15 protein-coding genes are annotated in these 21,703 nt (G+C 63.2%); 3 read left to right on the top strand and 12 right to left on the bottom strand.

Annotation, left to right across the window (positions count from 1 at the left end):
- Positions 1 to 189: 189 nt before the first annotated feature.
- The gene (locus HDE78_RS18970) at positions 190 to 1,104 is read left to right on the top strand and encodes a hypothetical protein (protein ID WP_179482418.1); all 915 of its coding nucleotides are present in this window, start codon (positions 190 to 192) and stop codon (positions 1,102 to 1,104) included.
- Between the two features lie 110 nt (positions 1,105 to 1,214).
- On the opposite strand, the gene HDE78_RS18965 is transcribed toward HDE78_RS18970, so the two are convergent.
- The 5 genes from HDE78_RS18965 to HDE78_RS18945 all read right to left on the bottom strand — a co-directional run bounded on the left by HDE78_RS18965 (position 1,215) and on the right by HDE78_RS18945 (position 5,812).
- Positions 1,215 to 2,114 carry a DUF4097 family beta strand repeat-containing protein gene (locus tag HDE78_RS18965; RefSeq protein WP_179482416.1) on the bottom strand — a complete coding sequence of 300 codons (900 nt, stop codon included), beginning with the start codon at positions 2,112 to 2,114 and terminating at the stop codon, positions 1,215 to 1,217.
- A gap of 18 nt (positions 2,115 to 2,132) precedes the next feature.
- A complete protein-coding gene (locus HDE78_RS18960; protein ID WP_179482414.1) occupies positions 2,133 to 2,582 on the bottom strand; it encodes a hypothetical protein in 450 nt (149 codons plus the stop codon).
- 1 nt (position 2,583) lies between these two features.
- Positions 2,584 to 3,141, bottom strand: a complete 558-nt coding sequence (locus tag HDE78_RS18955; protein WP_179482412.1) for a sigma-70 family RNA polymerase sigma factor — start codon at positions 3,139 to 3,141, stop codon at positions 2,584 to 2,586.
- Between the two features lie 179 nt (positions 3,142 to 3,320).
- The gene (locus HDE78_RS18950) at positions 3,321 to 5,168 is read right to left on the bottom strand and encodes a phosphoenolpyruvate carboxykinase (GTP) (RefSeq protein WP_179482410.1); all 1,848 of its coding nucleotides are present in this window, start codon (positions 5,166 to 5,168) and stop codon (positions 3,321 to 3,323) included.
- A 65-nt stretch (positions 5,169 to 5,233) separates the two neighbouring features.
- Positions 5,234 to 5,812, bottom strand: a complete 579-nt coding sequence (locus HDE78_RS18945; protein ID WP_179482408.1) for a TetR/AcrR family transcriptional regulator — start codon at positions 5,810 to 5,812, stop codon at positions 5,234 to 5,236.
- 137 nt (positions 5,813 to 5,949) lie between these two features.
- Here HDE78_RS18945 and HDE78_RS18940 point away from each other — a divergent pair, with 137 nt between their 5' ends.
- Both HDE78_RS18940 and HDE78_RS18935 read left to right on the top strand, forming a co-directional pair.
- Positions 5,950 to 6,849: an alpha/beta hydrolase gene (locus HDE78_RS18940; RefSeq protein WP_179482406.1), complete on the top strand. Its 900-nt coding sequence runs from the start codon at positions 5,950 to 5,952 to the stop codon at positions 6,847 to 6,849.
- A gap of 72 nt (positions 6,850 to 6,921) precedes the next feature.
- Positions 6,922 to 9,438 carry an acyl-CoA dehydrogenase gene (locus HDE78_RS18935; protein ID WP_179482404.1) on the top strand — a complete coding sequence of 839 codons (2,517 nt, stop codon included), beginning with the start codon at positions 6,922 to 6,924 and terminating at the stop codon, positions 9,436 to 9,438.
- Between the two features lie 109 nt (positions 9,439 to 9,547).
- Here the strand turns inward: HDE78_RS18935 and HDE78_RS18930 are convergent, their stop codons facing one another.
- From HDE78_RS18930 to HDE78_RS18900, 7 genes are all read right to left on the bottom strand, one after another.
- Entirely contained in the window at positions 9,548 to 10,558 is a 1,011-nt protein-coding gene (locus HDE78_RS18930; RefSeq protein WP_179482402.1) for a diguanylate cyclase, read from the bottom strand.
- 5 nt (positions 10,559 to 10,563) lie between these two features.
- Positions 10,564 to 11,142, bottom strand: a complete 579-nt coding sequence (locus HDE78_RS18925; RefSeq protein WP_179482400.1) for a chemotaxis protein CheB — start codon at positions 11,140 to 11,142, stop codon at positions 10,564 to 10,566.
- Complete coding sequence (locus tag HDE78_RS18920; protein WP_179482398.1) at positions 11,129 to 11,998, bottom strand: CheR family methyltransferase; 870 nt, start codon at positions 11,996 to 11,998, stop codon at positions 11,129 to 11,131. The genes HDE78_RS18925 and HDE78_RS18920 overlap by 14 nt, the downstream gene beginning before the upstream one ends.
- A 6-nt stretch (positions 11,999 to 12,004) precedes the next feature.
- A complete protein-coding gene (locus HDE78_RS18915) occupies positions 12,005 to 15,673 on the bottom strand; it encodes a response regulator (RefSeq protein WP_179482396.1) in 3,669 nt (1,222 codons plus the stop codon).
- 126 nt (positions 15,674 to 15,799) lie between these two features.
- Positions 15,800 to 16,699: a type II CAAX endopeptidase family protein gene (locus HDE78_RS18910; protein WP_179482394.1), complete on the bottom strand. Its 900-nt coding sequence runs from the start codon at positions 16,697 to 16,699 to the stop codon at positions 15,800 to 15,802.
- Between the two features lie 87 nt (positions 16,700 to 16,786).
- Entirely contained in the window at positions 16,787 to 18,388 is a 1,602-nt protein-coding gene (locus HDE78_RS18905; protein ID WP_179482392.1) for a peptide chain release factor 3, read from the bottom strand.
- A 192-nt stretch (positions 18,389 to 18,580) separates the two neighbouring features.
- Positions 18,581 to 21,541: a TonB-dependent receptor gene (locus HDE78_RS18900; RefSeq protein ID WP_179482390.1), complete on the bottom strand. Its 2,961-nt coding sequence runs from the start codon at positions 21,539 to 21,541 to the stop codon at positions 18,581 to 18,583.
- Positions 21,542 to 21,703 lie beyond the last annotated feature (162 nt).

Raw genomic sequence — 21,703 nt, 5'->3', positions numbered from 1 at the left:
GCTTGGTAGCCAGCATTGTTGACGCACGGGGAACACTCATAACCTTCCAAGGTCCTTCAGGGGCCTGAAACTGCTTTTTCTTGAGCTGGTGGGGAATGTTTGGCCTGATCAACGGTGTTAGTTATTTGTAAAGTTGAGTTATACTGACCACTCAAGACATTCATTCGGAAACGTTGCCCAGACAAGCCGATGCGCCGACTTTATTCGCCCCTGCTGATGCTTCTGCTGCCGCTCGCCGCGGCCGGGCAGTCTGCGGTCGGCGACGACGCGACGGCCCAGCAGTTGCTTTCACAGCAGCCGGCGCAGATGGCTCCGGTGGGCGCTGGCGTATCGGTCCCGCTGTGGCTGGGTTCCAACGGGCATTTGCTCGCTCTGAAGGCCGACCAGGCAAGCGGCGCCGATGCGCTGCGCAGCAGCACCCTGTTGTCGTTTCACGTGGTCGATGCGGCCAGCGTCAACTCGACCGGTCTGCAATATGGCCTGGCGCCCAATCTTCAGGCCAACGCCGAAGTCAGTCAGCGGACCTGGGTCAACCAGCCAATCCGTATCATCGGCAGCGAAGTCGGGGCTACCTACAACGCCGGCCGTTACAGTCTGGGCCTCAGCGTGGGCGCCAACAGCACGCAGGACAGCAGCGCGACCTTGCCACGCATACTTCCTAGTGCGGCAGCGGGCGTGGATGGCCTATCGAGCTTCGACAGCAGCTCTCAGGTCAACGCGCGCGGTCGCCTGGCGTTGGGCAGTACCAGCGGCATCGATCTGGGTGCCAGCGTAGGCCGCATCCATCTGCTGCCGGGTAACCTGCTGGGGGTGAATACGCTGGATCAGAAAGCGTTGAGCTTCGGCGTGGATCACGGTTCGCTGAGCGGCATGCTGATCGGCCGTACGATGGAGCCTCAGGTCGGTGTTCCCGGTGGCAATATCGCCCCTGACCGTCGCTGGAACAGTATCGATCTGGGCGTCACCTGGCGATTGCCGTGGCGCGGCCAGCTGAGCGTGGGCGCGCAAAACCTCTGGTCGTCCGGCACGTCGACGAATACTCCGGTAGGCCCCGAACCGGATCAGTCGCGCACGCCCTATGTGCAATACCACCAGGATCTCTGATCGTCCGGCAGCCAGCCGATGTGACTTGGTGATCTCGATGACGCCGTCGCCTATGCGACGGCGTTTTCGTTGGTGTTGAAGGGGAACGAATCGGGCCGACGCGACCGGCATCAATTCTTTCGGATGCGCAGATCGCCGCTGAACGTTTCGACATTGATCTTGCCGCCGTCGCTGCCCAGATGCACGTCCAGGCTACTGCCGGGTCCGTGCTCGGCTTTCTCCGGCGTGCCGAAATCGCTGCGCAGATCGCCGCTGAAGCTGCTGGCATGCAGCGAACCGGCGACCGTCGCGGGTAGTTGCAGCAGCACATCGCCGCTCATGCTGTCGATGCCGAGGCTGCCGTCGGGAGCGATGCCGCCGGACAACTGGACATCGCCAGATACCGTGCTCAATGTGAATTTTTTCCAGGGGCCGCCGCTGGCCTGGATATGACCGGAAATGGTCTCCAGTTTCGCCTCGTTGCCGAGTGTCGGTGCAAGGATGTCGCCGCTGACCGTCTGCAGCCCGGCCGTGTCGGCATGACCACTCAACTCGATATTGCCGCTGACGCTGTTCACCTTGAGCGACGGCGTGCGTGCGCTGATGCGCGCCCGGCCGCTGACGCTGTCGATCTGGATACTGCCTCCGTCCAGCCCATCGAGGACCACCGCTGCGCTGACGACATTGACATCCAGCGCGGCGGCCTTGGGCACATGCAGTTCCAGCGTACTCGGCGACATCCTGCTGTCGCTGCTCCAGTTGAGCCAGCCGGAGCCACCCTGCGGTTCGACCTTTATCGAGAGATCGCCATTGCTGCCGGTGATCGCCAGCGGCTTGCTGCCGTCGCCGAGTTGGCCGGTGACCTGCACCTCATTGCGATCCCAGCCGCTGATCGTCACATCGCCTGCCACGTTGCTCACGCTGACGCGGACGGTGGGGCTGGCTTCATGGTGCAGGTTGATCGGCGTTTCGGCCAATGCTCGACCGACGCAGAGGCATAGCAGCAGGGGAATGTAGCGTGCGGTTTTCATAGTTAGTCCAGGTGTTGATCAACCCGCGTCGCTGGCCAGCTGACGCAGCTGGCTTTGTTGACGCTCGGTTTGGATAAGCAGACGCTGCAGCGCCGACGAATGGGGCGCCTGTTGCATCGCCTGCTGCAGCTCCATGCGAGCCGCATTCAGCTGAGTTGCCGCACCCGCCAGTCGGGGATCGGCGGGCTTCCAGTTTTGCACCGAAGGCGCGCTGGCGACCGGCGTTGTCATGGTTGCGTTTCTGGCATGCCATCCAATGGCGCCGGCCAGCGCCACCGACGCGGCAAAGCTGGCGGCGATCAGCCAGCGCCGTCGGCTTCCCGATGGCGTTGTCGCTGTGGGCGCATCACCGGCTGCGGTGGATTCGGCGTCGCCCAGCGCGGCGTCGATCGACGCCCACAGATCCTGACGCGGCGCCAGCGGCTGGCGCAGGTCCCGCATTTGTCGACGCCATTCAAATTCGTTCATATCACTCTCCCGCATCAGCGGATCCCAGCATTTTGCGTAGCAGACCGCGAGCGCGGTGCAGTTGTGCTTTGGACGTACCCACGGCCATGCCCAGCTCGTTGCCGATATCTTCGTGTCGCCAGCCTTCGATATCGTGCAGCACTAGTACCGCGCGGGCTCGCGGCGGAAGCAGCGCGATGGCGCGTTCCAACTCCTCGCGTTCGGCTGCGCAGAACGGCGTCTGACCGGGATCGGGCAGGTGTTCGTCGTCGACCATGCTCACCGGATCTGCGCCGCGCGCGCGAATGTCCATCAGTGCGACATTCACGGCGAGCCGGTACAGCCAAGTACCGAAAGCGCTTTCGTAGCGAAAATCCGGCAATTTCTGCCAGGCGCGCACGAAAGCGTCCTGGGTCAGATCTTCCGCTCGGGCGTGGTCATAGCCGGCGAGTCGAAAAACCGCGCCATGCACGCGGCCAACATGCAGGTGATACAGCCGCTGGAACGCGCGCCGGTCACCGCCTGCTGCTGCGCGAACGTCGTCACTGTCGTTGGCTACCGCAGTGGCGACGGGTGACATGAAAAGTCCAATGGCGTGGCTGGCGAGGGTCATCTTGCCAGCTTGGATGCATCCGGGCGCAGAAGGGTTTGAATCGAGCTGCACGTGATGCGTGCCCCGCACTGTGCGCTCTCTCGCCTTGGCGCAGTTTCCGCGTGAGCTCGTAAACGTCCACCGACCGCGCCCCAGGACTCAGATGTTCACGATGATGCCGCTTTTCGACGTGGCTGTTCGACTGCCGCGGTCAGGGCGAGTGCCACACGCTGTTGCTCGTCTCGCAGAGCGTCGGGCAGGCGCGGCGCAAACGTATCGAGATAGTCGCCGATTGCGGCGAGTTCATCCCGCCAGGCGCCGTTGTCGACCTCGAGCAGTGTTTCGAGACTGGCGCTATCGATTTTCAGACCGTCCAGATGAAGTTCGCCGACCTGCGGCAGCGTGCCGATAGCGGTCTCGACACCGGTAACGCGGCCTTCGACGCGATCGATCATCCACTGCAACACGCGCAGGTTGTCGCCAAAGCCGGGCCACAGGAACTTGCCGTCCGTACTTTTGCGGAACCAGTTCACGTGGAAAACTTTCGGCAGCTTGGCACCGGCCCGGTGGAACGACAGCCAGTGCGCAAAATAATCGCCGTAGTGATAGCCGCAGAAGGGTTTCATCGCCATCGAATCGCGGCGAAGCACGCCCACCTCGCCGGTCGCCGCCGCCGTGGTTTCCGAACCCATCGCCGCGCCCATCAGCACGCCATGCGTCCAGTCGCGAGCCTCCATCACCAGCGGCAGCAGCGAGGGGCGACGGCCGCCGAACACGATCGCACTCAGCGGCACGCCCTGCGGCGCCTCGGCTTTGTCCGACCAGGTCGGGCACTGTTTGGCGCTGACGGTGAAACGCGAATTCGGGTGCGCTGCAGGGCCGTTGGCAGGGTCGTAGGGGCGGCCCTGCCAGTCGGTGACCGGGGTACCCGGCAGGCCTTCCCACCACGGCTGGTTGTCGGCCGTTACTGCCACGTTGGTATAGATGGTGTCGTGCGCAATGGTGGCCAGCGCATTGGGATTGCTGCTGTCGCTGGTGCCCGGGGCCACGCCGAAAAAACCGGCCTCGGGGTTGATGGCGTATAGGCGTCCATCGTCGCCTGGTCGCATCCAGCAAATATCGTCCCCGATCGTCCAGACCTTCCAGCCGTTCTGGCGATAGCCTTCCGGCGGAATCAACATGGCGAGGTTGGTCTTTCCGCAGGCGGATGGAAAGGCGGCGGCGATGTAGTGCGTTTCTCCCTGCGGATTTTCGATGCCGACGATCAGCATGTGTTCGGCCAGCCAGCCTTCCGTATGCGCCTGATTGCTGGCGATGCGCAGCGCGTGGCACTTCTTGCCCAGCAGCGCGTTGCCGCCGTAGCCGGAGCCGTACGACTGGATCGAAAGCTCTTCGGGAAAGTGCATGATGAAGCGGCGATCGGGATCGAGTTCACCCGTGGAGTGCAGGCCTTTGACGAAGTGTCCCTCGCGCTCGATGCGCGCCTGCGCGGCGACACCCATGCGGGTCATGATGCGCATGTTGGCGACGACATAGGGGCTGTCGGTGATCTCCACGCCGCAACGCGCCAGCGGCGAATCGATCGGACCCATGCAGTAGGGAATCACGTAAAGCGTGCGGCCGACCATACAGCCGTCGAACAGCGCGTTCATCTTAGCGTGTGCGTCGGCCGGCGCCATCCAGTGATTGTTCGGTCCGCTGTCCTGCCGGTCGGTGTGGCAGACGAAGGTCAAGTGCTCCACACGCGCCACGTCCGACGGACTGGATCGATGCAGATAACAGCCGGGATGCGTCCGCTGGTTCAGCTCGATCAGCTCGCCGGTCCGCAGCATTTGCTGTACCAGGGATCGATATTCGGCGTCCGAACCGTCGCACCAATGCACCCGCTCGGGGCGGGTCAGTGCGGCCACGTCGTTTACCCACTGCTGCAGTGATTCGAGCGAGCTCGCCATCGGTGTCCCTCTCTGGTCTTGCGTGAATTCAGAGCGGAAACGGTAGTTTGCAGAGATTGGCATTGCAAGGCGTATCGCAACAATGCACTCAGCGCAGGCGATACACCGCCCGCATGGGGCGATGCGGATTACGCTGGGATCAGCGTGGCGATCATGTGCTCGACATAGGCGTCGAACTCTTCATGGTTGATGCGCGGCAGGCCCAGCGTGAAGTTCAGCTGCAGAAAGCCGACATAGGCGGCGTAGGTCAATCGGGCGCGGTTGAGCGCTTCGGGCGAGGGCAGGCCGGCCTCGCTGTAGGCGGTGGTGAGAAACTCCATCCGCCGCTGCGATACGCGCGCCATCACCGGGACCACCTGCGGGTGATCGAGCGCCTTGAGCAGGGCGGCGTAAACGCGATGGGGCTGCAGCTCGTGCGCCACGCGGCGAAACAGTTCCGGCAGACGCTTGCGCGGGTCCGCGATCTGCTCGATCTGGTTGATCACCTCGCGCTCGCCGTACTGCTCCCAGCGCTCCAGCGCGGCGTTGAGCAGCGCTTCGCGCGTGCGGAAGTGCCAGTAAAAGCTGCCCTTGGTCACACCAAGCTGCCGCGCCAGCGCCTCGACCGCCAGGGCGCCCACGCCCTGTTCGGCAATCAGGTGCAGCGCGGCTAGCTCCCAATCCTCGGCGGAAAGGCGGGTACGTTCGGGTTTGATCGCGACGTTCATGCGAGCATGGTAGCCACACGTCCCGCGTTTGTAATGCGGTGCCGGCGCAAACGGCGAAAAAACCGCGTCAATGGCCCCGCGGGTACGGCAAGCCGGCGTATTGACGGCGCTTGCCGAGTCAGCCCATACTCTTCCGTATGGTTGCCCAGAATACCACCGCCGTCGAGTTGAGCCGTTTCCCCGTTGCTGATCTCGAGCTGGCGGTGGAAACGCATAACCCGGATGGCCGGCCGGCGCTGCTTTTTTCCCACGGCTTCGGGCAAACCCGCGGTGCCTGGTACGGCGCGGCATCGGCCTTGGCGAAGGAAGGCTGCCGCTGCGTGACTTTCGATTGCCGCGGCCACGGGCAGAGTGATCGGGTAGCTGACGGCGCGTACCGCATGGAGCAATTTGCCGATGACTTGATCCGCCTCAGCAAGGCCCAGCCCGAGCCGCCGATACTGGTCGGCGCGTCGATGGGCGGATTGATAGGCATGCTGGTGGCTGGAGAAGTCAGGCCGTCGCCGTTTCGCGCGCTGGTGCTGGTCGATATCACACCGCGCTGGGAGCCGGCCGGGGTCGAACGCATTCTTGGGTTTATGAAGGCGCACCCCGAAGGGTTCGCCGATTACGCCGAAGCGGCGGACAAAATCGCCGGTTACCTGCCACAGCGTCGCGAGCGCAAGACCGAGGAACAGCTTCGACCGCTGTTGCGCCAGGGCACCGACGGCCGGCTTCGCTGGCACTGGGATCCGGCCCTGCTCGCCGGCGTGGTGAACGATAGCGAGCGCTACCAGCCGCGTCTGCTGGCGGCAACGTCGAAAATCGATGTACCGGTATTGCTGCTTTCCGGCGCACGCAGCGACGTAGTCTCGAGCGATACCGTCAACGAGTTTCTGCTGCGGGTACCGCACGCGCGGCACGTGGAAATCGCCCAGGCCACGCACATGGTGGCGGGCGATGCCAATGATGCCTTCACGCGTGAAGTGACGCGGTTTGTGCAAGATTTGACCCGGTGCGGTCCAGCCGAGTCGAAAGCGAATCTGCAAGTGCATTGAACGACGAAAAAGCTGGATCGACCCGATAACCGGCAAATCGCCGGTGCTGTTCAACCGTGATGAGGTGTTGACATGTCCGTGTTACTGACCATTCTGGCGGCGCTGATTGCTACCGGTGCCTGCGCATATCACCGTACCAGCCTGCGCACGTGGGCGATCGCCACGTTGGCCGCGACGTTCGTGGTCGGGCTGTTCTCGGGCGCCATCGGCACCATGGTGATCCTGCTGATCATCGAGCTGGCCATCGCGGTACCGCTGCTGATGGTGAGCTTCCGTCGCCGCAACATCACGGCGCCGATCCTGAAAACCTTCGCCAAGGTCACGCCGAAGCTTTCCGACACCGAGCAGACGGCGCTGGAAGCCGGCACGATCGGGTTCGAGGGCGAGCTGTTCTCCGGCAAGCCCGATTGGAGCGTGCTGATGAGGCAGCCCAAGCCGGTGCTGAGCGTAGAGGAGCAGGCGTTCATGGACGGTCCGGTGGAAGAGCTTTGCGGCATGCTCGACGACTGGCAGATCACCCACGAGCTGGCGGATCTGCCGCCGAACGTGTGGGACTTCATCAAGAAGAACAAATTCTTCGGCATGATCATTCCGAAGTCGTACGGCGGTCTACAGTTTTCCGCGCTGGCGCATTCGGCGGTGCTGCAGAAGCTGTCGACCATCTCCTCGACCGTGGCTTCGACGGTGGCTGTGCCCAATTCCCTCGGGCCGGCCGAGCTGCTGCTGCATTACGGCAGCGACGAGCAGAAGAACCACTATCTGCCGCGTCTCGCGGTGGGCGAAGATATTCCGTGCTTTGCATTGACCGGTCCCTACGCCGGCTCCGATGCCACATCGCTGCCCGACTACGGCATCGTCTGCAAGCAGACCGTCGACGGCGTCGAGACGCTCGGTCTGAAGCTCACGTTCAACAAGCACTACATCACACTGGCGCCGATCGCCACCGTGGTCGGCCTGGCCTTCCGCATGTACGATCCCGAGCACCTGCTCGGTGAGAAGGAAGACCTGGGCATCACGCTGGCGCTGCTGCCGCGTGCCACTCCGGGCCTGCAGATCGGCCGCCGTCATTTCCCGCTGAACGTGCCGTTCCAGAACGGTCCGGTGCAAGGCAAGGACGTGTTCGTGCCGATGTCCACGCTGATCGGTGGTCCGCACATGGCCGGTCACGGCTGGCGCATGCTGGTGGAATGCCTGTCGGTGGGTCGCGCGATTTCGCTGCCGTCCAGCGCCACGGGTGCCGTTCGCGGTGCGGTGGCCGCTACCGGCGCGTATGCGCGCATCCGCAAGCAGTTCGGTTTGTCGATCGCCCGCTTCGAGGGCGTGGAAGAGGCGCTGGCGCGCATCGGCGGCCTGACCTACGCCACGGCGGCGCTGTCGAAGTCGACCGCGGCCGCGGTGGACCGTGGCGAAAAGCCGGCGGTCACGTCGGCCATCGCGAAATACCATGCCACCGAGTGGGGCCGCGAGGTCGCCGCCAACACCATGGACGTGCTCGGCGGCAAAGGCGTGCAGATGGGGCCCAAGAATTACGCCGGCCGTTCGTTCCAGGCCGTGCCGATCGCCATCACGGTCGAAGGCGCCAACATCATGACGCGCAGCCTGATGATCTTCGGTCAGGGCGCGATTCGCTGCCACCCTTACGTACTGAAGGAAATGCAGGCGCTGGCGATCGCCGACCGCAGCGAACAGCTGAAAACCTTCGATCGCCTCCTTTTCAGTCACCTGGGCTTCGGCGTGTCCAATGCCGTACGCAGCTTGGTGCTCGGTCTGACCGGGTCGCGCCTGGGCGAAAGCGCCGGCGACGCTTATACCCGTCGCTATTACCGCAAGCTCGACCGCTACTCGGCTGCGCTGGCGCTGTGCGCCGATGTCTTCATGGGCGTGCTGGGCGGCAAGCTGAAATTCAAGGAGAAGCTGTCGGCCCGTCTGGGCGACGTGCTGAGCAATATTTATATCGCCAGCGCCATGCTCAAGCATTACGAGGACAGCGGTCGTCCGGAATCCGATCGCCCGTTGCTGGCCTGGGCGTTCCACGAGTGCATGTGGCGCACGCAGACCGCGCTGGACGGCGCGATCCGCAACTTCCCTGTGCGTCCCGTGGCATGGCTGCTGCGTGCCCTGGTGTTCCCGTTCGGCCGTCGCGAAGTACCGCCGTCCGATCGTCTGGGCCGCCGCGTCGCCGCCTTGATCACCGGGCCGAGCGAGGCGCGCGATCACCTGCTGGAGTACGTCTATCTCACCCCGACGCCCAATAACGTGGTTGGCCGTCTGAACGCGCTGCTGCCTGAAGTGATTCTGGCCGAGCCGGTCGATCGCAAGTTTGCCAAGGCGCAGAAGAGTGGCCAGTTCAAGTCGCTGGAATACGTCGATCAGCTGGCCGAGGCGGAGAAGGCTGGCGTGCTGACGGCGACCGAATCGGCGCTGCTCAAGCATGTGCGCGAGAGCCTGTACGAGTTCATCTCGGTGGACGATTTCCACACTGACGAACTGCGTGCGTTCAAGACGCGTGCCGATCGTCAGGCCGAGGCGCAGGCCGACGCATGGATACGCAAGCCCGAAGTGCGCACGCCGGAAAGTGCGGAAGGCTGAGACGCGAGGACCTGGCGTTAGTCAGGGTCAAAAAGCGGCGGGCAGTGAATCTGCCCGCCGCTTTTTTGTGCTTGTTGTCTTCGAGCAGCGCTGAACGTGACGTCGCCGCTTAGGCGGCTGCCGCAGGCTGGCCGGCCAGTACGCAACGGCTTTTTCCGGCGCGCTTGGCTTCGTACATGGCGCGGTCGGCGGCCTGGATCAGCTGCTCGTCGGCGTTCTGCCGATCGGTATGAAGATAGGGCGCCACGCCGATGCTGGCGCCCACACGTGCAGTGATTTGGGTTTCGCCGATCGAAAACGCATAGGGCTCGGCCAGTGCGTCACAGAGCGACTGACACAACTGCATGGCCAGCCGCGGGTCATCGATGTCCTCGAGAATCAGCGCGAACTCGTCGCCGCCGAGCCGTGCGACAGTGTCGTTACTGCGCAGTTGCCTTTGCAGGCGCGCGGCGATTTCCTGCAGCAGCACGTCGCCGGCGGGGTGGCCGTGCTCGTCGTTCACATTTTTAAAGCCGTCGATATCGATGCAGGCCAGGGCAAAGCCGCCGCGTTGGCGCTGCGCGCGCTGGATCGAGCCACGCAGGCGATCGTGGAAGAGCATGCGGTTGGGCAGGCCGGTGAGCGTGTCATGGCTGGCCTGATGGCGCACCATGGCCTCGATGCGTTTGCGTTCGGCAATTTCCACCGTGAGCTGCTGGTTGCGCTCGGACAGCGAGGTCAGCGCCTGCTCCAGTTCGGCGCGCGCGGCATACAGTTCGAGAAAGACGCGCACCTTCGATTGCAGGATCACGTCGTTGATCGGTTTGGCCACGTAATCCACCGCGCCGGACCGATAGCCTTTCAGTCGGCTAAGGTCGTCGGCATAGGCGGCGGTGACGAAAATGATCGGCGTCTCGCGCAGTTGTTCGGTTTCGCCGAGCAGGGCGGCGACTTCGAAGCCGTCCATGTCCGGCATGTTGACGTCGAGCAGGATCAGCGCGAACTGATGATCCAGGCAAAGCGCGAGCGCCGCATTGCCGCTGTTCGCCTCGAATATCTCTGCGCCGCAGCGCGCCAGCAGTCGGCGCATGGCGACCAGGTTGGCGGTGGTATCGTCTACAACGAGAATTTTTGGCGGCATCGGATTCAACGCAAGGGTTGGGCCAGACAAAGGCGGTTGAGCAGCGGAGCGATCTCTTCCAGCGGCAGGCAATAGTCGGCCCCCGCTTGTTCCAGCGCGGCTCGGGGCATCGCCGGGGCTTCGGCGCCCTCGGGCGTCTGCACCACGGCCACGCCACCGCGCCGGCGTATTCTCGCCAGTCCCTCGGCGCCATCGCTGTTCGCTCCAGTAAGCACCACACCGATCAGATCGCAGGTATAGACGTCGGCCGCGGAATCGAACATGACGTCGATCGACGGCCGGGAATAGCGCACCTGATCGTCCACGGAAAGGGCAAAGTGGCGATCGTTCTCCAGCAGCAGGTGATAACCTGCCGGTGCCACATGCACGGTGCCGCCGATGGCCTGCTGTCGCTCGCGCGCCTCGACAATCGGCAACGTTGAATGACTGGCCAACAATGCGCACAGACCCGACACGTCGGTCGAAGTATGACAGCAGATCAGCAGGGTTTGCGTCAGTCGTCGATCGAGTCCGCCAAGTATCACGCGCAGCGCGTGGAAGCTGCCCTGGGAGCATCCGATGGCGATCGCCTCAGGCGGACGCATCGTGCTCACCGGAGGGGGCCTGCAGCTTTCGACGGTAGAGCCGCTGGCTGGCGTCGACGGCGGTGAAATCCGCGGCGGCGGGAGCAAAATCGAGGCTTTCGCGCAGTCCCAGACACAGGTAGCCGCCACGCACCAGGCTGTCGCGAAACAGCGCGAGCGTGCGATCTTGCAGCGGATTGGAAAAGTAGATCAGCACGTTGCGGCACAGCACCAGATGCGCCTCGCAAAACACCTTGTCGGTTACGAGGTTGTGATTGGTGAAGGTGATGTTCTTGCGCAGACGTTCGTGCAGGCGGATGAAGTCGTAGCGTGCGCTGTAGTAGCTGGAAAGCGACTGGCTGCCGCCCGCCTCGATGTAGTTGCGCGACCACAGCTGCGCATCCTTGGCCGGGTAGATGCCTTCGTGCGCGCGCTTGAGCGCCGCGGGATTGAAGTCGGTGGCGAAGATGTGGCTGCGCTCGTAAAGGCCGGCTTCTTCCAGCAGAATTGCCAGCGAATAGACTTCCTGACCATAGGCGCAGCCGGCCTGCCACACATTGATGCGCGGGTAGGAGGCCAGCAGCGGCAGCACCTGTTCGCGCAGCGCGCGGAACATCAGCGGATCGCGAAACATCTCCGATACCGGCACCGAAAGCCCTTCGATCACCTGGGTGACGAAATCCGCCTTGTGCAGCAGTCGCGCGGTCAGCGCGCTGATGCTGTCGCAGTGATGCACGTGCATCAGCTGGCGCACGCGCCGGGTCAGCGAGGCCGGCGCGTACTGGCTGAAGTCGAAGCCGTAGCGGCGTTTGAGCGCCGATACGAACAGATCCACCTCGATCCGTTCCAGTTCGATATCAGGCAGCGGTGTCGACATGCGTGCTCAACGCTGCAGCCAGACGCGGATCATCGAGGCGAGTTTGTCGATGTCGATCGGTTTGGAAAGATAATCGCTGGCTCCGGCCTCGATGCATTTCTCGCGATCGCCGCGCATGGCCTTGGCGGTCAGCGCAATGATCGGCAGGCGGGTAAATTGCGTTTGCGCGCGGATCGCCCGAATGGTGTCGTAGCCGTCCATCACCGGCATCATGATATCCATCAGTACAAGTTCCGGCGCCTCGTCGTCGGCCAGCGCCTTCAGCGCCTTCTGGCCGTCCTGCGCCATCGTAACCGCCAGACCCCAGCTGCGCAGCACCTTGGACAGCGCAAACAGGTTGCGCATGTCGTCGTCCACCAGCAGTACCCGTCGGCCGGTCATTTCGGCGCTGGCCAGCGTGTTGCCGCCGTTCGCCAGATGCCGGGGCGCATGCTGGATGCTGTGCAGGAAGAGGCTGACCTCGTCCAGCAACCGCTCGGGCGAGCGAGCGCCCTTGATCACGATCGAATCGGTGTATTGCCGCAGCAGCAGGTTTTCCTCGCGGCTCAGATCGCGGCCGGAATACACCACGACCGGCGGCACGCCCTCGGCCGAGCCGGACAGGTGTTCGAGCAGCTGCAGTCCGGACATGCCGGGCAGGCCCAGATCCAGCACGATACAGTCGTAGCGCGTGGCGGCGGTTTTCTCCAGCGCTTCCTCGGCCGAGCCGGCTTCATCGATCAGCACGTTGTCGGCTCGTAGCATCGTTCGAACGGCCTTACGCGAGTCGGCCTCGTCGTCGACGATCAGCAGATGGCGCTGGTGACCCTCGGCAAAGTGCAGCAGCTTCTCGAAGGCCGCGCCGATCGACTCGCGGCTTACCGGCTTGGTGAGAAAGCCGACCGCGCCCAGCTCAAGCCCGCGCGGGGCTTCGTCGGTGGCGGAAATGAAATGCACGGGAATCGCGCGCGTGCCGGCATCGGCCTTGAGCCGGTCCATCACGGTCCAGCCGTCCATCATCGGCAGCATCACGTCCAGCAGAATGCCGGTGGGATGATGCTCACGGGCCAGCTGCAGGCCGTCTTCGCCATTGCTGGCTGCCAGTGCGCGATAGCCCTTGCGATGGATCATGTCGATCAGGATGCGGGTAAAGGCGGCATCGTCCTCGATCACCAGAATGCACGTCTGTCCTGGTTCGATCGCGCGGCGGTCGTCGTCGATGTTGTCCGGCCGTAGATGCTGATGCGCCGTGCCGCTGCGCACGAAGGGCGGTGCAGCGGTACGCGGAGCACGGTCGATCGCGTCGTCGGTGCGGTCGGGCGGCGTCTCCGGCAGCAGTATGGTGAAACAGCTGCCGCGGCCGGTTTCGCTTTGCAGCAGGATATCGCCGCCCATCAGCACGCTCATCTTGCGCGAAATGGCCAGGCCGAGGCCGGTGCCGCCAAACTGCCGGCTGGTACTTGCATCGACCTGTTCGAACGCGTTGAAGATGTGCTGAAACTTGTCGGCCGGAATACCGATGCCCGAATCGGTCACGCTGATCGCGATCACCGACTGTCCGACCAGGTCTTCCGGAACAGCCAGTTCCGCATCCGGACGTCCGATACGCACGGCAACGTTGCCCTTGGCGGTGAACTTGAACGCATTGCTCAGCAGGTTGTTGGCGATCTGTTCGAGCTTGGCGCCGTCGGTACGCAGAATCGCCGGAAGGTCCGGATCGATAACGATGGTGAAGCCGAGACTCTTCTTTTCCGCCACATGCGCGAACGTACGCATCAGCCGGTGCTGCAGGTCGGCCAGCGGAAGCTCGTCGATCATCAGCTCCATCTTGCCGGCCTCGATCTTGGAAAGGTCGAGGATGTCGTTGATCAGGTGCAGCAGGCTCGTGCCGGAGTCGTGGATGATTCGTGCCGATTCGATCTGCTCCTCGTCCAGATTGCCGGTGTCGTTGTCCGACAGGCTGCGCGACAGGATCAAAAGGCTGTTCAGCGGCGTGCGCAGCTCGTGCGACATGTTGGCCAGGAATTCCGATTTGTACTGGCTGGCGCGCGCCAGCTCCTGGGCCTTTTCCTCGGTTTCCACCTGAAGATCTTCCAGCACATGTTTCTGCCGGTTGAGACTGTCGGTCTTTTCGCGCAGCTCCTCGTTCGAGGCCTGCAGCTCTTCGGCCTGCACGCGCAGCTCTTCTTCGGAAGCGATCAAGCGCTCGGACTGCTCCTGGAGTTCGACCGTCTTGGCCTGCAGCGCCTCGTTGTTGTCGCGCAGAACTTCCCGCTGCTGGCGCATGACCAGTTCGGACAGGCGCAGTTCGTCGGCCTGTTCCTGCGTGCGCTCGAGCAGGTCCAGTGTGTTGACGGCGCGATTGAGGTTTTCCAGGGTCAGCGCCACGATCGGCAGCAATTCATCGAGCAATTGCTGATGCAGCGCATCGATGGCGGTAAAGCCGGCCATCTCGATCACACCGATCAGCCGGTCGCGAAACAGCACCGGCAGAATGGCGATGGTGTTGGGCAGCGCGGCGCCGCTGCCCGAATCGATGTGTACGTAGTTGGCCGGCACGTTGTCGACAAAAATCGGCTTGCGCTCAATGGCACATTGACCGACCAGACCTTCACCCGGCGTAAAACTTTCTGCGGAATGGGCGCCCAGGCGCAGGCCATAGCTGCCCAGCAGATCGAGTCGAAAGCGGGTTTCGTCGAACGAATAGAACAGACCCACCCCCATCTTGAACAGCGGCGCCAGTTCGCTGGTCAGCCACTGGGCAAACTCGCGATGCGTGGTGGCTTCCTGCAGCCGGTGCGAAATGCTGCTGACCTGCGTCTTCAGCCACGTTTGCCCCTGCGTATCGATGGCCATCTGCTTGAACACCTGCAGACCGCGCGCGATCTTGCCGATCTCGTCCTGCCGGTTCAGTCGGCCAATCTCGAAGTCGTGATCGTGGTTCGACAGTCGTGCCATCAAATCGGTGAGCCGATGCAGCGGTCGCGTCACCAGTCGCGAGGTGAGCCGCACGATGGTGAAACCGAGCAGCAGCCCAAGCAATATCGCCGCCAGGTTGACCATGCGGGTGGTGCGCAGCGAGCTGTCCTGGCGCTGGGTGCGTTCGGCCAGCAGCTGGTTTTCCTCGTCGGCCATGCGGTCGAGCACGCCCTGCAGTTCCTCGAGGGTGACGGTGCGTTTTTCCAGATAGCTGGATTGGATGCGCTGGCGTTCCAGTACCGCCGCCGCCGTATCGACAGCGGCGAGCTGCGACAACGGGCCGAGCACGTTGAGAGTGAATTCCTGATGCCAGCGGGTCGCCATGGTCTCGATGGCGCCGACACGCGACTGCTGGATGGCATTGTCCGCGGTCAACCGGCGCAACCGAGCGAGGTCCACGTAGATGTCTTTGTTGCCACCGTCGAATATGGCGCGCTGATCCGCGCGTTGGTCCGCGCGCTGGGACAGCAAGTAACCGCGCGCGCCGATCTGCTCGGTCTGCACTGCGCGGCGCACGTCAGCAATGGCCAGCATCACCTCGTAGGTATGATTGGTCCACTGGCGATAGACATGCTGCTCTCGCAGCGAGTTCATCGTGACCACGCAGATCAGTAGAAACAGCCCCAGCAGCAGGCCGATGCCGAGTGTGATCTTGCGCTGCAACGGCTGATTGACCAGCCATGATTGCTTCGATAGTGGCGTGGAAGTCTGTGGCATGCGCGGGCCGTCAGGGTTGATGGGCAATTCGGTGGGAGGCATCGGACGATGGGCCACGCAACAGAGTAGCCGTTGTCGCCGTTATGCCATAGCGGCGCGCGTTCGCCAGCTTTGTATGACAATAAGTCAGCGATGGCGTCGGAAAGGTACGATCGAACCGCGACGTAGCGCCACCGTCGCCAGGGCTGCGGTGAGCAGCGAGCACATCAGCAGCGCCACCACCGACGCTTCGGCGCCGAAAACGCCGCCGCTGAGCCACGCCGGGCCCGTGCGATGGGAGACCAGCCAGCCATCGACCGTGCTACCGGAAACCGGGATGCCGTAGACCGTGCCCTGCATGATGTTCCATCCGGCATGCAGGCCCATGCATGCCCATAGCGAGCGGGTGACGTGGTACAGCAGGGCCAGCATCACCCCGGCTTCGACGGCGATGGCTGCCGAACTCCACAGCGTGGCACCCGGGTTGAAGCTATGCGCGCCGCCGAAAAACAGCGCCGAGACCGCAACGGCGATCCACGTGCCACAGCCTTCCTCCATGCTGCGAAACAGCACGCCGCGCATCACGATTTCCTCGCCGATGCCGGCGCCAACGCCGGCTACCAGCAGCTGCGGCAGCCAGTTCACCTGCGGATTGGTGCCGGTCACGTGATAGACGCCGAGCAGCCACAGCGCGCCGACGATGGTCGTGAACAGTGCCGCCCCCGTCACCAGGCCACCGACGCCGAAAGTGGGCAAAGTCGCCAGCGACCATTCACGCATGCGCCGCCGCTCGATCCGCTTGACCAGAACGAGATAGGCGATGACTGTCGGCAACAGTTGCAGGCTCAGCGTGACCAGCGCCAGTTTCAACGGCGACGCGGTTTTCGGGGTCCAGCCAAGCATCCCCAGCGCGAGGTGAATGACGAAGCCGACGCCGAGCAGCATCGCTGCGAAGAAGGCGATTCGCCCTGCCGCCGAAAACACCAGCCAGCGCTGCCAGCGCGGCGCATCGGGCGGGGTGACGAAGGCGAGCGAAGCGGCTTGCATGGCAATTCCCGGTGATGGTCGTTACGTCGCTCGAACGTCCGCCGCGCGGGCTTTGTCTGCAACTTTGCCGCAGATCAACCGCAGCGCTTAGGCAACCACCGACGCGGCGTGCTCGCGCGTATTGACAAAACGCACCTGCGGCCAGCGCTCCTGCGCCAGCTGCAGGTTGACGCGCGTCGGCGCGATGTAGACCAGCTCGCCGGCGCCGTCGATGGCGAGGTTCATCGCGTTCTTCTCGCGGAATTCGGCCAGCACCTTTTCGTCGTCGCAGTGCACCCAGCGCGCGGTGGTGACGGTGACGGGTTCGAAGCTGGCGTCGACGTTGTATTCGTCTTTCAGCCGATACGCCACCACATCGAACTGCAGCACGCCCACCGCACCCAGGATCAGGTCGTTGCTCATCAGCGGCCGGAAGAACTGGGTGGCGCCTTCCTCGCTGAGCTGGGCCAGACCTTTCTGCAGCGCCTTCATCTTCAGCGGATCGCGCAGGCGCGCGCGGCGAAAAAGCTCCGGCGCAAAGTTCGGGATGCCGGTGAAGTTGACCGACTCGCCTTCGGTGAACGTGTCGCCGATGGTGATGGTGCCATGGTTGTGCAGGCCGATCACGTCGCCGGGGTAGGCGGTTTCGACGATCTCGCGGTCGCTGGCCATGAAGGTCAGCGCGTTGGCGATGCGAACCTCCTTGTTGGTGCGGGTCTGCATCATTTTCATGCCGGCGGTATAGGTGCCCGAGCATACGCGCATGAAGGCGACGCGATCGCGGTGCGCTGGATCCATGTTCGCCTGGATCTTGAACACGAAGCCGCTGAGTTTTTCCTCTTCGGGCTCGACCTCGCGGGTGAGCGTGGCGCGCGGGCGTGGCGAGGGTGCGTTCTCGACGAAGAAATCCAGCAGCAGCTGTACGCCGAAATTGTTCACCGCCGAGCCGAAAAACACCGGCGTCTGCCGACCGGCGAGATATTCGTCCATGTCGAAAGATGGCGCCGCGCCCTGCACGAGCTCAAGTTCCTCGCGCAGCTCACGCATCGCCTCGTCGCCGATCTTTTCCAGCAGGCCCGGCGCGTCGAGCCCCTTGAAGATGGTCGAGTCCTGACGGGTGAAATTCTTGCCCGGCTCGAACACGTGCACTTCGTCCAGCAGCAGGTGATATACGCCCTTCAGGCGCTTGCCCATGCCGATCGGCCAGGTCAGCGGGGCGCAGGCGATGCCCAGCACGGATTCCACTTCGTCCAGCAGTTCGATCGGCGAGCGGCCCTCGCGATCGAGCTTGTTGATGAAGGTCATGATCGGCGTGTCGCGCAGGCGGCAGACCTCCATCAGCTTGATGGTGCGTTCTTCCACGCCCTTGGCGCAGTCGATCACCATCAGTGCCGAATCCACCGCGGTCAGCACGCGATAGGTGTCTTCGGAAAAGTCCGCATGGCCCGGCGTATCGAGCAGGTTGACGATCTTGCCCTCGTATGGAAATTGCATCACCGACGAGGTCACCGAAATGCCGCGCTCTTTTTCCAGGGCCATCCAGTCCGACGTGGCGTGGCGTGCGGCCTTGCGGCCCTTGACCGAGCCGGCCATCTGGATCGCGCCGCCGAACAGCAGCAGCTTTTCCGTCAGCGTGGTCTTGCCCGCGTCAGGATGGCTGACGATGGCAAACGTGCGGCGGCGGCGGGTTTCTTGAAGATGCGAAGACATGCGGGCGGGTCGGCTGGAGCGTCAACCCGTAATGATACCGCGGATCGGCCGCGCGCCCGTTCCGCTCGTAGGTTGGCGGTGAGCGCAGCGAACCCCAACGTGACGGAATATACGGCGTTGGGGTTCGCTGTGGTCATCGCGAACCTACGTGGGCAACGTGTTAGTCGGCGGCGTTGATGGCACAAATCCACCTCACAACTTGTAATTTACGCCGAACAGTACCGTGCGCCCGTAGGTGTCGTATTCGAGCGGGCTGGACAGGGAAACGCCGTTAGGCAGGTTTGAAACCTGCACGGTGGTGTCCGGAGTGTTGGTGAGGTTGTTGACCTGCAGCAGCAGTGACAGGCCGCTCCAGCGGCCTTCGGTGAAGTCGTAGCCGAGCTGCAAGTCGGTTTGCTTGTTGGGCAGGATCTTCGTGTAGCCAAGCTGGTCGAACAGCGCCACAGCTTCGCCGGTGAACGACGACCGGTATCGCTCGGCAATGCGCACGGAGAATCCATGTTTTTCGTAATACAGCTGCAGGTTGGCCACCTTGCGCGACAGGCCTGGCAGGGTGCTCGGGCTGCCGGGAATGGACGAGATCGCGTTGGTGGGAATGGAGCTGTTTGTGAGCGAGAAGTTGGCCTGCGCCCCAAAACCATCCAGCGCATGCGCGATCAGACCGCCTTCCAGCGCGCCGGATAATTCCAGCCCCTGCATGCGCCCACCGGTGCCGTTTTCCGGTCGGGTGAACGCGCCGAAATTGCTGGTCGGCGTGAGCGTGGGAGTGTCGTTGACGTAGTTGGAAAAGTCGTAATTCAGCGTGGTCTGGTTGTAGATGTAGTTGAGGAGATTCTTGTTGAACACCGCTACCGCCACGTAGCTGGACGTGCCGAAGTATTTTTCCCACGACAGGTCGGTGCCGACCGCGATATACGGCAGCAGCTTCGGGTTGCCGCCGCTTCCGGACCACAGCACCTGACCCGTGCCGGGGCCGTCGGTTACAACGGCTACGCCCGCCGACGTGGCCACCTTCTCGTCGTCGATGCGACCGCGCGCCATCGTCTTGGCCAGGCCAAATCGCAGGTATTGCTGATCGCCTAGCTCGGCGACCAGGTTCAGGCTGGGAAGCGCCTTGGTATAACTGGCCCCGCCATCGATGCGGCCGACCAGGGTGTCGCCATCGGTCTGCAGCGCTTCCGACGACTGGTCGGTATGCACGACCTGCACACCGGCGTTGCCGCGCAGCGGGATACTTCCCAGCGAGGTGTCGATGTTGAATTTGAGGTAGCCCAGCGGCACCTTTTCTTCCACCGAGTAGTTGCGGCTGAAGTCGCCCTGGCCGTTGCGCTGGGTCAGATAAAACTGGCTGCCCAGCGCGTCGAGCACGTTGTAGTTGAGGATGCCGGGTATGCCGCCGTAGCCCAGCGACGTGGGGCCCAGCAGATAAGCCGGGTCGATCGGCACGCTGAAGTTGTGGTTGTAAGTGGCGTCATCGGAACCGTTGCCGTTGAGCCACGCGAAAAACACATTGGCCTGCTTCACCTTGATGCGATCGGAGTAGTCCACGCCGAGATTCATGCTGTCGAAGATCCAGCCGAGCTGTCGCGTGGCTTCGAGGCGGATGGCCTTGATCGAATCCTTTTGGCTGTCGAACTCCTCGCGGCCGTTGTAGCCGTAATTGTCCGGATCGGTGAACACCACCGTGCCGGGGGCGGCCAGATTCACCGCCGGACGAAAATCCGGATAGCCGTTGTCGGCCGGCGTGTTGAAGTCCACGCTGGTGAACGCGCCGTCCGGCAGGCCGGCGAACAGGTAGGCATCCTGCAGTTTTTTCTTGGCGCTGGAATAGGAGAGATCGGCCGTGCCGGACCAGTCGCCGCCGAACTCGAACTGGTTGTTCCAGCCGGCGGAGAAGAGCTTGTCGCGTTCCTTGGTGTAGTCGTTCTGCAGAATCGGCGCGATGTTGGTCATCGAGCCCGAGGTGACGACAGGATAAGGTTGCGCCTGCGTCAATCCGACGTTGCTGTAGCTGTGTGGGACAGTGTCGTACGGGCTGCTCGACCACTGCGCGTCATTGCTGTAAGTGCGTTGGCGGAAGGCGGAGTAGTAAAGATCCAGCGTGGAGTGGTATGCCTTGCTCGGCGCCCATTCAAGTACCGTTATCAACCCGTTGCGTTGCTGGCTCTCCGACTTGGCACGCAGGGCCATGCCTTCCTGCGACAGCACGTTGTCCGGTATGCCTGGCGTATGCGGGTAGTTGTAGTTCTGCTCAATGCCGGCGGGGCCGTTGTCGACGCTCCAGTACCAAGCCTGATACTGCTTTTCCTGGATCGGCGAATCGAGCTGCGCGAATCCCACGGCAACGCCGAGCGTGTGGTCGAAAAACTGGTCGATGTAGGAGAAGCTGGCCCGATGCCCCGTATCGCCGACGCCGCTGCCTGGATTGAGGTTGCCGTTGGAGGTGGACTCACCGCGAAGGTTCGCCGAAATGGTCCGGTTCGGCAGGTCCAGCGGTTTGATCGTGTGCAGATCGACGGTGCCGGACAGGCCCTGGCCGATCAGGCTGGCGTCGGGCGTCTTATAGACGGCCACGCCGCTGATCAGCTCGGACGGATACTGGTCGTATTCTACGCCGCGGTTTTCGCCGATGGTGGCCTGCTCGCGTCCGTTGAGCGTGGTGCCGGCAAAGTCGGGCGACAGGCCGCGAATCGAGATCTGGTTGGCGCGACCGTCGACGCGCTGCGTGGCCAAGCCGGGCAGGCGGGCGAGACTTTCGGCAATGCTGGAATCAGGCAGCTTGCCGATATCTTCCGCCGAGATCGCTTCGATGATGTCATCGGAAAACTGCTTGGCCTTGATCGAATTCTCGATACTGGCCCGAATGCCGGTGACCACGACAGTGTCCAGCGTGCTGGCCAAGTCCTCTGGTTTGGCGGCGGGCTTGACCGGTTTTGCCGCTGCCGTTTTAGTGTCCTTGGCGTCTTTATTTGCGGTAGCCGCAGCAGGCTTCTGGTCCTGGCGGCCTTGCGCTGTCGTCGCTGAATCTTGCGCCGAGACGGCCTGGCTAGCCGCGGCTATCAGCAAAGCTAGCGCGCATGCGCTGGCGAGCCTCTGGCGTCGGCCCTGCGGTGCCCGCGTGTGTGCGAACGGCGTCCGCCTAAAATCGTTCATGCAGCTTCCCTACCCTGGAATACATCGCGCCATCACTTGGCGTCCTTTTTTGAGCCGCTACCCGACGGCGCCGGCAATATGCCGGTGAGGTCGTAGGTTTCGTGTCCCCTCCGCCGAGCATGAACGAAAGAAATTGCCGCTGTCATCATGCGATGCAGCACC

This window comes from Rhodanobacter sp. K2T2 (genome assembly GCF_013408815.1).
Lineage (GTDB): Bacteria > Pseudomonadota > Gammaproteobacteria > Xanthomonadales > Rhodanobacteraceae > Rhodanobacter.
Note: the sequence above shows the minus strand (reverse complement) of the source record. Positions and strands in the feature narration are given on the sequence as shown.

Coding starts and splice junctions, on each gene's coding strand:
- HDE78_RS18960 (WP_179482414.1), bottom strand. CDS start 2,582: ATGAACGAATTTGAATGGCGTCGACAAATGCGGGACCTGCGCCAGCCG.
- HDE78_RS18930 (WP_179482402.1), bottom strand. CDS start 10,558: ATGCCGCCAAAAATTCTCGTTGTAGACGATACCACCGCCAACCTGGTC.
- HDE78_RS18925 (WP_179482400.1), bottom strand. CDS start 11,142: ATGCGTCCGCCTGAGGCGATCGCCATCGGATGCTCCCAGGGCAGCTTC.
- HDE78_RS18900 (WP_179482390.1), bottom strand. CDS start 21,541: ATGAACGATTTTAGGCGGACGCCGTTCGCACACACGCGGGCACCGCAG.
- HDE78_RS18920 (WP_179482398.1), bottom strand. CDS start 11,998: ATGTCGACACCGCTGCCTGATATCGAACTGGAACGGATCGAGGTGGAT.
- HDE78_RS18955 (WP_179482412.1), bottom strand. CDS start 3,141: ATGTCACCCGTCGCCACTGCGGTAGCCAACGACAGTGACGACGTTCGC.
- HDE78_RS18940 (WP_179482406.1), top strand. CDS start 5,950: ATGGTTGCCCAGAATACCACCGCCGTCGAGTTGAGCCGTTTCCCCGTT.
- HDE78_RS18950 (WP_179482410.1), bottom strand. CDS start 5,168: ATGCCAATCTCTGCAAACTACCGTTTCCGCTCTGAATTCACGCAAGAC.
- HDE78_RS18965 (WP_179482416.1), bottom strand. CDS start 2,114: ATGAAAACCGCACGCTACATTCCCCTGCTGCTATGCCTCTGCGTCGGT.
- HDE78_RS18970 (WP_179482418.1), top strand. CDS start 190: ATGCGCCGACTTTATTCGCCCCTGCTGATGCTTCTGCTGCCGCTCGCC.
- HDE78_RS18910 (WP_179482394.1), bottom strand. CDS start 16,699: ATGCAAGCCGCTTCGCTCGCCTTCGTCACCCCGCCCGATGCGCCGCGC.
- HDE78_RS18915 (WP_179482396.1), bottom strand. CDS start 15,673: ATGCCACAGACTTCCACGCCACTATCGAAGCAATCATGGCTGGTCAAT.
- HDE78_RS18945 (WP_179482408.1), bottom strand. CDS start 5,812: ATGAACGTCGCGATCAAACCCGAACGTACCCGCCTTTCCGCCGAGGAT.
- HDE78_RS18935 (WP_179482404.1), top strand. CDS start 6,922: ATGTCCGTGTTACTGACCATTCTGGCGGCGCTGATTGCTACCGGTGCC.
- HDE78_RS18905 (WP_179482392.1), bottom strand. CDS start 18,388: ATGTCTTCGCATCTTCAAGAAACCCGCCGCCGCCGCACGTTTGCCATC.